The organism is Thermotoga sp. RQ7, from assembly GCF_000832145.1.
Taxonomy (GTDB): domain Bacteria; phylum Thermotogota; class Thermotogae; order Thermotogales; family Thermotogaceae; genus Thermotoga; species Thermotoga neapolitana.
The window spans coordinates 1,795,701-1,807,498 of sequence record NZ_CP007633.1; the positions used below are offsets into that span (position 1 = coordinate 1,795,701).

The window sequence follows — 11,798 nt, forward strand, 5'->3', positions numbered from 1 at the left end:
TTGTGATAAACAGCTATATTAGTTAAAATTCTAACGGATCAAGAGTGAAGAATCTACCTCTTCCAGGAGATTGGGGGAAAAATCGTGAACGGTCTTTTGTTCAAGAAGGTAGATTACAGTGTAGGTGGACTGTTAGAGAATATCGATAGCGGTGAAATAGGTCTTCCTGATATTCAACGGCCCTTCGTCTGGGATACAACGCGTGTGCGTGATCTGTTTGATTCTATGTACCGTGGCTATCCTATTGGAACTCTTCTTTTCTGGGAAAATGGTTTCCCTGGTGAACACCGCACTATCGGGACAGGCCCCAAGAAGAAAGTGCCTCGCCTGCTCGTTGTAGATGGTCAACAGCGACTCACTGCCCTTTACTCCGTAATGAAGGGTGTTCCCATCGTAGACAAGAACTTTCGACAACGGCGCTTGAGAATAGCCTTCAATCCGTTGGAAGAAAAATTCGAGGTCACCAATACATCTATTGAACGAGATCCTACCTGGATATCTGATATCAGTATCCTGTGGCAGGAAGGTTTCGCGCTGTACGATTTTATCTCCAGTTTCATGAAGAGATTGGAAGAACGGCGTGGTCTAACCGAAGAGGAACGGCAGCGGATTCCTCGATCCATTCAAAAGCTGGTCAACCTCGTCAATTATCCAATGACCGCTCTGGAAATTTCTGCCAGCGCCACAGAAGAACAGGTTTCTGAGATCTTTGTTCGCATAAACAGCAGAGGTCGTACACTCAATCAGGCCGATTTCATCCTGACGTTGATGTCCGTTTTCTGGGATGAAGGGCGAAAACAACTGGAAGAATTCTGCCGGCGGGCTAAGAATCCACCTTCGGATAATCGTCCTTCACCCTATAACCCATACTTCAAACCTCAACCAGATCAGCTACTGAGAGTCGATGTGGCACTGGCTTTTCGTCGCGCCCGGCTGGAATACGTGTATTCCATTCTGCGAGGCAAAGATCTTCAAACCGGTGAATTCTCTCCTGAACGTCGTGATGCCCAGTTCGCTCTCCTGAAAAAAGCACAGGACGAAGTTCTCAACCTGCAAAACTGGCACGACTTTTTGAAAGTTTAAAGCGTGCCGGATATATTCATCCCAGTCTTATTACCTCCGAAATGGCGCTGGTTTACACTTATTCCCTCGGGCTCATTGGCAAACAAGACTTTGGCCTGGACCAGCACACTCTCCGCAATCTGATGGCACGATGGTTCTTCATGAGTTCACTCACCAGCCGCTACTCCTCTTCCCCTGAAACTCGTATGGAACAGGATCTCGCATTGATACGAGGCTGTACCAATTCAGAAGAGTTCATTCGGACACTGGAACAGGAAATATCAGCGGTTCTGACAAATGATTACTGGACTGTCACGCTCCCCAACGAACTCGCCACAGCTTCCGCTCGCAGTCCGGGACAATTCGCCTTCTTTGCAGCTCTCTGTTTGCTTGATGCCCCGGTACTCTACTCTTCTATGAAGGTTCGCGACCTGCTCGATCCCACATCACAATCGGGAAGGTCAGCCCTGGAGAGACACCATCTCTTTCCACGCAAATACCTTCAAAAACTGGGCATCAAAGATAAACACGACATAAACCAGGTTGCCAATTTCGCACTGGTAGAATGGTACGACAACGTTGATATAGGAGATCGCCCTCCTTCAGATTACGCGCCCGAGTATGAAAGACGTTTTCCACCCGACAAACTTAAAGAAATGTACTGGTACCATGCACTGCCCGAAGGCTGGTACAACATGGATTACTGGACATTTTTGGAGGAACGCCGACGTCGAATGGCAGAAATCATTCGAAAAGGGTTTGAGAGTTTGAAGTGAAAAAGTCAGTCTAACCGGAAGAAATCACCTCCTGCGGTATATTTTCTGTCCGAGTGAAATGACGTATCGTTGTTTTGTTTTTATTGTCGATCCAAATATTTCGGTGATATCAATGTCTTTATTCTCGTGAACCAGGTATATTCTTCTTTTTTCATCATCGAACGGGCTGAAGATCTTTAAAATTACGGGCTTTTTACCTCCAAGGTTGGAAACTATGTAGATCCAGTATCTATCCCGATTGTCATTTGCGAATCTGTGCTCAGCCGCGGTCAACTCAGCGGACAGCCACAAGGGTTTGTGTCCCTTGACTTCTATGTACTTCTCACCTTCTGGTTCAGAGACTTTTATATCGTAGTGTTCCTTCAAAGAAACATCCTCTACCTTCCAGTCAGAGCTTTCCCCATACTTTTCAATTAGACGCTTCTTTTCTATGTTCATAACAATTTCCATGGCTTTTCTTTCACTTTCAAGAATATCTTCGAGTGGAACGAAACCTCTTTCCATCCATCTTTCATAGTCGTTCGATGGAAGATCAAAGCTGTCTGGAGGAAGGCCGAGGATTTCAAGAATGGAAGGATGAAATAGTTTAAAAATGGAAAATTCCCTGTCGGATACACCCTCAACTCTCAAAATCTCAGATGACTTCGTGTCCAGATTTATGAACAGTGAGCCTGTTTTCATAAAAGATTCATTCAGTTCAGTGTCATAATCTGTGTGTTTATTCATGATGCTTTGTAAATCTTTGGCACTCCGATCTATCAATTTCGCGGTTTGAATATCCATCTTCTCTTTTGGATTTGCCCATTCAATAACGAACCATTCTTTTGAAAACACATCTGCCAGCTTTTCCAAAAGAGAAGTACCACGGTAGAGCTGAGGTGAAACGTTTCCACCGATTTCAATTAGTACAGGATACTCGTATATCTTTCTTCCTCGATCGATGACTTCCACCTGGAAAAGTCTGTATTCTTTTGACTCATTTTTAACGGCTATTTTTAAACACTTCTCGTTCAGAAGTGGTTCATGTATTCTATCTGTCAGAATTTTAAAAAGGTATGAACCTATACTATTGATAAAACTATTTTCAAAACTGATATGTACTTTTTAAGTTTCTCGAAAACGATCTCCGATTCCATATCGTCAGGTAAAAGAACACTGTTCAGTTCTTCTTGAATTTCATTACAGGTGTTCAAAGGAACGACTTCTTCGATCTTCGTTCTGAGAGATTTCAAAGTGCTGATTATACGTTTTGTCTGTTCATCTAAATTCCTCCTTTTGATGGCAGAGAGCATCAGTTCGAACTCGGACACAGGAGAATCCGAAGTTTCCTCGTCCTGAACGTTCTCCAGCCGATACTCGAAATTTCCACTGAGCGTTCTCGTTCCAAAAACTGGCTTACCAACGTTCGGCCCAGTTCCAACAGCATCAGTTATGTTCAGGATCTTCTGATAAAGGCTTTCCAGTATCTGAAGATCTGCCTCGTGGTTGAGAAGAAGGGTGTAAGCGATCGTTTCTTTTGTCTGATTCAGTCTCCAGATTCTTCCCACCCTCTGTTCGAGCTTTATCGGACTCCAAGGGATTTCGTAATTGATCAGGATGTTTGCCACCTGCAGGTTCAATCCCTCGGATGCCACATCGGTTGAGATCAGTAGTTTTCCATCGTTTGCAAATTTCTCCACCTGTTTTTCTATTTCTTCGCTTTTCATTCCGCCATGAAGTACAGATATATCCTTTTCCTCAGAAAGGTGAATACCTTCTTGTTCGAGGAGTGTTGGAAGATTGTTCCTAAGGTATTCCAGTGTGTCCTTGAATTCTGTAAATACGATCACCTTTTCGTTTTTCTTCAGGTGATATGCGAGAACTTCGGCAAGAGTTTTCAACTTGCTGTCGTTTTTTCCGATGGCCTTTCCAATCTTCAGGATCTTTTCTAACGCGTTAATCTGTCCTTTATCAAGAGGGTATCTTTTGGCCACGCTGTTTATTATGCTACTGATCAGATCGTCTATTTCTGAATTTTCTTCCAGTTCCATCTCATCGTACCCGAGGCCGAATATCTGCTTGATCTGATCTTCCAGCACGTCTTCACCTGAAGCCCCGGAATACTGATTTTTGATGATGTTGTTTATAGTTTTCAAAGCGGATTCGTAACTCGAAGCCGCTCTTTTTCTCAAAAGTACAGCACGAAGAGCAACAGGAGAGTTCATATGAACATCCTTGACCATTTCAAAGAGCACTTCATCCAGTTCCTCAAAGAAACGTTTTTCTTCTTCGGTAATATCAACTATCACAGCGTTGAAATCGCACTTTTTGAAGATCTCTCTCTTCTCCAGATCGTTGACAACCTTTTTTGTTCGACGAAAAACCAGAACCCCGTGAGTTCTTCTGTAGAACTTCTCGCTGTCCAGAGCGTTCCAATCGGCTGTCAGTGTTGGATCAAGGAGTCTGAGCCTTTCTATATAGTCTTTCGGATTACCTCTGTGCGGTGTTGCGGAGAGAAATACGATGTTGAGGTCCTCTTTTGATTTTTCGATCAGACTCTTCAAAAAGTTGTATCTCTGTGTGTTGTAAGTTACATTATGAACCTCGTCAACGATTAGAAGATCCCAATCTATCGCCGAGAACTTTTCTGAATGGTTTTGACTCTTTGCCAGATCGATTGACACCACAAAATACTCGGCAGCATTATTAAAAGTAGCCTTTCTGAGAAGTTTTCTTTCCACTTCGCTTCCATTCGTTATGACAACCGGTTTTCCTCCCAATCTTCTTATCTCCTGTTTCCACTGCTCTCTGAGGATCTTGGGAACGAGGATCAGAATCTTTTTTGCTTCACCTTGAAGCTCTAAATATCTCGCTATTGCAAGAGCCTGGATGGTTTTTCCGAGGCCTATCTCATCGGCTATTAGAATTCTCACAGGCCTTGAAAGCATGGCATGACAGAGCGTCTGAAACTGATGCTTGAAAGCTTCTATTCTCCTTCTGTTCGAGGGAGAAGTCAGCGAGGAATAAAAGAGAGCGGGATTGCTCAGGGTAACTTTTCTGAGTATGACCTCAGGTAACCTTTCCAAGCCTTTCTACCTCCAGGATACGCCTTGCAAGATAATTCAGCACTCTCCGATTCTTGGCTTTCCAGAAAGTGTATTTTATCTTCGAGCCCCAGAACCGTAGAGTTAAAGGTTCCATTGAAAGAACGAGATCCTCGAGATACCCCCACTCCACAGGATTCTTCAAAACAGACATCAAAACACCGTAGATCATCAATCTCAAGTACGCGTAGTCATCCGAGACCTTCAGTACAAGCTTTCTGGATCGATCATTTTCCATCTGAAAAAGGCTGATCTGTTCATCGTGTATCGCTCCTACTTTTTTCGCAAAGTTCAAAAACTCTGGCAAAAACACCTTCGCACGTGCCTCTGCTTTCCCGGGTATCTGCTCTTCTTTACCGTTTTTTCCAGCGATAAAAACCGGAACGAACTCCGCCAGCTTCTGAGTTCTCTTCACAGGAAGAGTGGACTTTTTGACGTACTTCAAAGATATGCGGTATTCGATCGCACTGTTCATTTCTGATCTCCTTTCTTTAGAATGAATGATACTTTTCCATTCAGAGGTTTCAGTTTCTCAAAGATAAGGTCATTGATCATCTGTGGTTCCGACAAACGGAAGTTCACATCGAGCAAAGCCTTTGTTCCCAGAAAATCTTCGAGCTCACCGGCAATGTATTCAAAAGTTTTTCTGTCGGTTTCACTGAACTGAACTTTCCACTCAGGCTTTTCCGTTTCGAGACGACCACTCACCACTCCTTCGAAGTCCTCTGGTAGAGATTTCAGTGTATCGAGATCTCTGATGGATTTCCGGAAACAGAAACATTCCTTTGTGAGTTTCGTCCAAGGTATTTGTCTCAAGAACACTCGATTCAACTTTCGGTACAAGAACGATCTCCTTGGGAATCATTTTCTCTTCACTTTTTGCCTCTATCTTCACAACTTTCTTCTCAGACGGTATGGTCATATTCCATAGAATTTCAAGAGATTCACCCTCTCTGAGAAAAACGTTCTGATAGGAAAGTTCCCCGTATTCGGATGAGAGTTCGATCTCGGCATCACCAAAAGCGGTTATCCTAACGGGGATCTCTACTTTCTCGCCCGGTTTTCCTTCAACGCTTCGTCGGGCTACCTCAAGGTCGAATTCTCCTTTTTTAATCTCCACTTCTTCCTTTTTTTCCAGGATTAAACCGTACATAACGGCTTCTTCGTCCCCTATCTGACATTCCTCGTTCTCCACAGTAACCAGGTTCTTCAAAAGCTCTGAAAATTCCGAACTCGGAAGATAAATTTCGTACCACACGCGATATCTTTTTCCATCCCTAATCTCATCCTTTTCCTGTTTCAAAAGCTCGCAGACTTGTCTTCTGAGAGCTTCATTAGCTGGCAGAATTATGTCATCGGGCTCAACTTTGGAGATCTCCACGCCGCTTTCTTGTGCAAAGTCGGGCATCTCCGAATAGACCTTTTTGAATAGTATCTTTCCTTTTCTTTCACGGCCGATCTTGAGCTTTCGAACAGCCTCCTTTATCGACTTCTTGAGATTCTCAAAGTCCACCATGGGTGCAGAGGGATTCGAACAGATGATTTTTCTCAGTTCTGACACGTAGTATCCTTCTGGTTTCGGAATATTGAGGCCGATGTTTTCTTTCAACCAGTTAGCGAATTCGATGAAATCGAATTCCTCTACGATCTTTCCTCTGCCTTTCAGAGCAGAATACACGTTTTCGACAACAGATTTCGAGCTGGCAGGAGCGTCAGCGGTGTCTATACCATCTTTAACCGGGTAAGCTACTTTTCTGAAAGAGCCCACAATTTGATTCTCAAGGTCTTCAAGGGCCCTGTTTCTTATATCTCTGAACTGGTTCAGCTGTATTTTCACCACGGTCTTCTCCATACTTTCCATACATCTCTTTTACCGTGTCCATCACCCTCTGGCATGCCATATCTCTTGCCGTCGTCATTATCAGATGTTTCATCGTTCCCGGAATGGGATAACAGACAACCACAGTGGTTCTTGTAAGTTCTGCTTCCAGAACCGATCTGGAACATAATGCCTTTCAGTAATTTCTCATCGACATCCTCACTCACCAGTACGAAGAGCTTGTACATTTCATTGTCCATAAGTTCCTGTGGTTCTTTGCTAACGATCACCTGTTCGAAGAACCTCACGTGTTCTTCTACAGTGGATCCCTTACCTCTTGCTGCAATACTCCTTTTTTCCTCACTAACTGGTCCACATATCGGACAAGCTGGTTCCAGATCTCACCATAGCTGCTTTCGATGAGCTCCTCAGTTTTGCTGTCAACCATCTTTGTCACGTTGGCAACTCTCCAGAACCAGAAAACACCGTCTTTTCTGTTCAGAAAGACGAAGTGTGGATGGGATTCTATCTCTTCGACGGTGTCTTTTATATCAGCGGGAATCCACTGTTTTTTGGAGAAAGTTTCTGGGTCGTAGATCGCTCTCGATATGGTGGTCAGCGTTGGGAAATCATTTAGAGGAGTCGGTGCATCGAATGGATATGTTCTCAAAAAGATGTAAGTGAGAATCATCCTTGCAAGCTCTGGATGTCTGAAAGCTCTGTACTTCTCATCGTTGACCAGCTCAGCATCTATAATCGAAGCGTAATCAGCGAACTTCGACTTTTCTCCAAAGAGCATTCCCCTTATTCTGTCATTTGTAAGATCGATGTGAATAGGAAGTATGATAGCAGGTGCAAATCCCTCTTTCTCGTAGCGATCGATCAGGTTTCTCACAACGATTCTGGTTATTCTGATCATGTCCCTCGTTCTCTGAAGATCCGTCTTTTCTATGATCGTTCTCAGAATCTGTATGTATTCGGGATGGAACGGATAGGTTCTGGGTATTTCATGAGTGAATCCTCCGTGACCGAAGATTTCCACATCGTTATTTTCAGATCTTATTCTTTCCAGTGTTCTTCTTCGGATATCGGGATCCACACGCTTGAATATCCTCTTTTTCAAGACCTCGACGAGTTCGTCGTTTATGCCAACGGTTCTCACAGGTGTGTAAGAATCAGCCCCACCAACTCTTCTGACAGCATCCCACAGAGCCCTTACAACACTGTGGTTGTATTCTTCCTGAGTCCTCAGATTGCCTCCTTCCTCTGTCATGGGAAGTGTGATCACCATAGAACTCGTAGAGCTTGAAAGAGCCGTGGAGAGCCTGTCGATGAAGTTGTCCACGTTTTTTGCGTAACGGCGGTCCTCTTCCGCTCCAGAGTTGTAAAGGTTGTCAACGTAATCCGCAATTTCGTCGATCAAAAGCAGTACTTTTTCGCCTCTGAATAAATCCCTCAGAGTTTCAATGTCCGGCACCGTGAGATTTTTATCGTTTTTCTCGACGATGGAGTACTTTCCAAGGGAATGTGCTATGTACCCCCAGATCGTCTTCACACTGTAGGGGCCCACGTCCAGAGGAATACTTGGCTGACCTACCCTTCCCTTACCATACACGGGAACGACCTTTACGCTTTCTCCAAGGAGCTTTATCCTCTCTGCCAGTTCTCTTATGGTTTCTCTTTTTTCGGGAATGTATCCCTCGAGGACCTCTGGGTCTTCCAGAGCTTCAGGTGTTTTGAAGGCGTGATACAGGGTGAGGAGCAGATGCGTCTTTCCACCACCGAAGAGAGAGTAGATCAGAAATATGTTTCTTCTCTCTTTTCCCTCGAATGTATCAAGGATTCTTTTCAATATCTCCACCGTTGCATCGGTGAAATACGTCCTTTTGAAAAACTCCTTCGGATCTCTGTATATCTCCGGCGCTTCACCGGTGTACACATCCCCTAATTCCGGCGCAACTTGAGAATCAAAACTCTCATCCAGAACGTCCTCCCAAACTTCGTAAGGACCGAATTTCATCACACAGCACCCCCTACATAACCCAGGAGTCTTCTCATCAAAACGACTTCGAGGAATCCGTCCTTTTCCAGCTCCCTGTCTATCTCTGAAGCGAACTCTCTTCATCCTCCTGACAGGATCTATTTTCCTGATGTAGATCTCCGCGTAGTACTCAGACACGAGCCTCGCGATAAAAAGGGCCTCTTCTACCTCACCAGCCCACATTTTTCTGAGTTTTTCTATCTCCTCTTTCACTCTGGAGCGTCCAAGCAGTGAGTAGTACTCGAGAAGCTGAAGCACATCCACACTGTTTTTTGGTTTTGGCTCTACCGGATCGAGTTTCTTTTCATGAAGGAACTTCTGGAACTCCTTCGTGTCCAAAGCTTTCTTGCCGAGAAGATCCGGTGTGTAGAGCGTGTATTCTTTACTGCTTGAAGATCTCTTCTCTTTGAGAACTCCACTGCTGATCAACTCACTCGGATCTGTTGATGTTGCGAGCCTGAGGAGGACGATATCGTTCGCGCTCAAAGATGCGTTTCCAAATAGTATCTTGTAAGCGGTGTAGAACATGGCAGTGCCAGAATGGAGTGTTCCAGTTCCTTCGATCTCCGCAATCGCGTTCACAATTCCTCTTATAGTAGCGGGATATACGTATTCGTTCAAAATTTCTTCTGTCGTAAGAGGACCTTTCAGGGAGGAAATTTCTCTGTACTTTGTGACTTCCTCGAGGGCAGCCGCCATCACACCGTACAGCAGATCGAGTCCTTCATAACCATACTCTATGAATTCACGAGCCGAAGACTTTGCTTTTCTCTCGATCTCTTCCTTCAGAGTCGATATTTGAACGGTTTTTTCCTCTTTCTGTTTTCTCCAGACAGCAACGAATCGAGGTGTCGAGACTCATTTTACCCCTGCTCACGATGCTCGTTTCCGATTCGGTTGTCAGAGGGATTGCCCTCGTTATTTGAAGTCTTGCTCGCCTCCAGCCGGCTTCAATGAGGTTTATCCAGCTTCCCGGATCTGTGTGAGCGTAGTAGGTGACAAGAACCCCATTGTCCTTGAGGTGCTCCCTCATGGCACGAAGGCCTGACTGAAGAGGTTTCGAAGTGTTGGACGGCTTTCTCCTTTTTGTTTTCGTCTTCCATGAAACGACCCGGATTCGTCGAAACTTCTTTCTTCGCAAATTCCTGCCACTGGGTCTTGATTTCCACCCATTTGGGGCCGATTCTTTTGAAAAACGCTTCCTTGTGGAACCTTGGAATGAGTTTTCCGTTCTCAACGTCGCTCAGAGCCCTTTTGAGCCAGACGTAGTAGAAGTCAGAAAGTTCTGTGTATGGGACATCATCTGCATAGGGTGGATCAGTTACGATGACGTCGAACTTCTCTCCAAGGTTGAGCGAGGTCGCGTCGCCCTGGAGAACTTTAACGGAGTTTTCTGTGAAATCCGCAAGGGTTCTCTGGGAGGAGGAGAGAGCGGAGGTGAGGTATTTAACACCCCTTAATATTGCAAGGAGTGTTTTGATCATCCCACCAAAACTACTAAACCAAGGACTTTCTGTCCAGTTCCAATTCATTGCGATTCCACGGGTGGACATTGTTTCCCCAATTTTCCACCAAGTAGAATCCCACCGGGTAACGATTGAATTGTAGTACGCATACTTCAACATCGCCGTGCTCAAATACGTTGCCACTGCCTCCGCATACTCAAATGCCCTTTCTTTATTCCAGCCCTCGGCAATCTTTTCCTCCTCGACCTTTCTGCCAACTTCCCTTATCAGCCTCACGATCTTTATGAGGGTGAGAAGCTGACGGGGGTTGAAGAACTGATACCATTTTTCTGCACTGAGTATTGGAGTAATACGGCGGTTCTCGTAAAGAGGTATTGCTTCACTCGGCACGTCCAGATCTCCCTTCTCAAGCATCTCCCTGACCTTTTCCTTCGCTTTCCAGAGTTTTTCGCTGTCTTCCTTTGTCGCTGGTTCAAAGATCAGATCTCCATCCTTGACTTTCACCTTCACGAGCAGTCTCTGCCTTGCGAAGCGCTCATCACCTTCGTGGTACTTTCTCAGCGCGAACTTCACATAAAAATCCCCGTTTTTCAGCTTCATGTGGTGATTTCCATTTTCATCCGCGTACTTTATGACATTTCCACACATAAGACAGGTGAGCTGGCTCCGTCTTAATTCGATATTCGCCGAAGGAACTTCGAAGATAACCGTGTTTCCATCTATCTTCACATCACTCTGTTTCAGCTTTCCATCTCTTACAGCTTCTTCTACTGTTTTCACGTAGTTTTCTCCTTCGAAGATGATCTCATTGCCGTCAACATTCGCTTTAGAAATATCGTCCAGGATTTCGTTGAGGTCAATCACCCTTATTTCAATCTCATCGCCCTTCCTCTCAGGCTTCATGTAGGCGAGCCTCTTGTAGCCCTTGCCGTCCTTAACTCTTGCCAGCCAGAAATTTCCTATCGCAGGAGTCCACCGCCCACAGTGAGGGCACCTGATTTCCCACGTTCCGATGTAAACGGCCACGTCATCGTCGTAAAGCTCCCTGATTTCAGGGTCATTCTTGAGTTGCTCGGTTATCCACTCACCCCACCTTTCAACGTCTTTCACGAGGGATTTCCCGAACTTCTTTGGATATTCGAGAACGGCCTTGAGAAAAATGTAGGTTGTTGGTAGAAGTTCAACAGCCGTGACATCAAGGCCGAGTCTCAGCCCTTCGAGGGGAATCGAACCGAACCCAGCGAAGGGATCGAGCAACTTTTTCCCTTCAAAGTACTTCGCAAATTCCGCGGGAATTTGAGGGTTCTCTCTGTGGGGTGTGGGCGAAGAAAGTCTTACAGCCGCTTTGAATAGATTTTCATCCACGTTTTCGGGAAGCAGTGCCCCCGCTATTACAGACCTTGCACCTACGAGAGGTTTCCTCGTCCAGTAAAACACCATCTCCCAGTACGGAGGCCTTCCAGGTCCTTTCTCGCCGGAACTTTTTTTATTTACTTCCTGGACCGGGAATTTGAGACTTTCAAGGAATGTTTTCATTGTACATCCCCCTTT

At 45.1% G+C, this 11,798-nt stretch carries 8 protein-coding genes and 3 pseudogenes; 1 reads left to right on the forward strand and 10 read right to left on the reverse strand.

The window, feature by feature from the left end:
* Positions 1 to 84 precede the first annotated feature (84 nt).
* A pseudogene (locus tag TRQ7_RS09925) lies at positions 85 to 1,838 on the forward strand (DUF262 domain-containing protein).
* 24 nt (positions 1,839 to 1,862) lie between these two features.
* Here TRQ7_RS09925 and TRQ7_RS09835 read toward each other — a convergent pair.
* The 10 genes and pseudogenes from TRQ7_RS09835 to TRQ7_RS09865 form a co-directional block, all read right to left on the reverse strand.
* Entirely contained in the window at positions 1,863 to 2,789 is a 927-nt protein-coding gene (locus TRQ7_RS09835; RefSeq protein WP_236681708.1) for a DUF3883 domain-containing protein, read from the reverse strand.
* A 110-nt stretch (positions 2,790 to 2,899) separates the two neighbouring features.
* The gene (locus TRQ7_RS09190) at positions 2,900 to 4,903 is read right to left on the reverse strand and encodes a helicase-related protein (RefSeq protein WP_236681709.1); all 2,004 of its coding nucleotides are present in this window, start codon (positions 4,901 to 4,903) and stop codon (positions 2,900 to 2,902) included.
* A complete protein-coding gene (locus tag TRQ7_RS09195; protein ID WP_004080570.1) occupies positions 4,887 to 5,396 on the reverse strand; it encodes a hypothetical protein in 510 nt (169 codons plus the stop codon). Before TRQ7_RS09195 ends, TRQ7_RS09190 begins: the two co-directional genes overlap by 17 nt.
* Positions 5,393 to 5,629, reverse strand: coding sequence for a DUF499 domain-containing protein (locus TRQ7_RS09895; protein WP_255347883.1), 237 nt, complete (start codon positions 5,627 to 5,629; stop codon positions 5,393 to 5,395). The genes TRQ7_RS09195 and TRQ7_RS09895 overlap by 4 nt, the downstream gene beginning before the upstream one ends.
* The gene (locus tag TRQ7_RS09840; protein WP_255347884.1) at positions 5,598 to 6,773 is read right to left on the reverse strand and encodes a DUF499 domain-containing protein; all 1,176 of its coding nucleotides are present in this window, start codon (positions 6,771 to 6,773) and stop codon (positions 5,598 to 5,600) included. Before TRQ7_RS09840 ends, TRQ7_RS09895 begins: the two co-directional genes overlap by 32 nt.
* Positions 6,709 to 6,855 (reverse strand): DUF499 domain-containing protein, encoded by a 147-nt coding sequence (locus tag TRQ7_RS09930; protein WP_343327289.1) that lies wholly within the window; start codon positions 6,853 to 6,855, stop codon positions 6,709 to 6,711. The genes TRQ7_RS09840 and TRQ7_RS09930 overlap by 65 nt, the downstream gene beginning before the upstream one ends.
* Positions 6,856 to 6,922: 67 nt before the next feature.
* Positions 6,923 to 7,048 (reverse strand): annotated as a pseudogene (locus TRQ7_RS09850) (DUF499 domain-containing protein); the annotation flags it as partial.
* An 8-nt stretch (positions 7,049 to 7,056) separates the two neighbouring features.
* Entirely contained in the window at positions 7,057 to 9,480 is a 2,424-nt protein-coding gene (locus tag TRQ7_RS09855) for an ATP-binding protein (RefSeq protein ID WP_236681711.1), read from the reverse strand.
* A gap of 251 nt (positions 9,481 to 9,731) precedes the next feature.
* Positions 9,732 to 11,504, reverse strand: a complete 1,773-nt coding sequence (locus TRQ7_RS09860; protein WP_236681770.1) for a hypothetical protein — start codon at positions 11,502 to 11,504, stop codon at positions 9,732 to 9,734.
* A gap of 171 nt (positions 11,505 to 11,675) precedes the next feature.
* Positions 11,676 to 11,783, reverse strand: a pseudogene (locus tag TRQ7_RS09865) (hypothetical protein); the annotation flags it as partial.
* Positions 11,784 to 11,798 lie beyond the last annotated feature (15 nt).

What these genes read in the sequence shown, in the direction of transcription:
- TRQ7_RS09840 (WP_255347884.1), bottom strand. Translation starts at nt 6,773, where the DNA reads ATGGAGAAGACCGTGGTGAAAATACAGCTGAACCAGTTCAGAGATATA.
- TRQ7_RS09855 (WP_236681711.1), bottom strand. Translation starts at nt 9,480, where the DNA reads ATGGCGGCTGCCCTCGAGGAAGTCACAAAGTACAGAGAAATTTCCTCC.
- TRQ7_RS09930 (WP_343327289.1), bottom strand. Translation starts at nt 6,855, where the DNA reads ATGAAACATCTGATAATGACGACGGCAAGAGATATGGCATGCCAGAGG.
- TRQ7_RS09195 (WP_004080570.1), bottom strand. Translation starts at nt 5,396, where the DNA reads ATGAACAGTGCGATCGAATACCGCATATCTTTGAAGTACGTCAAAAAG.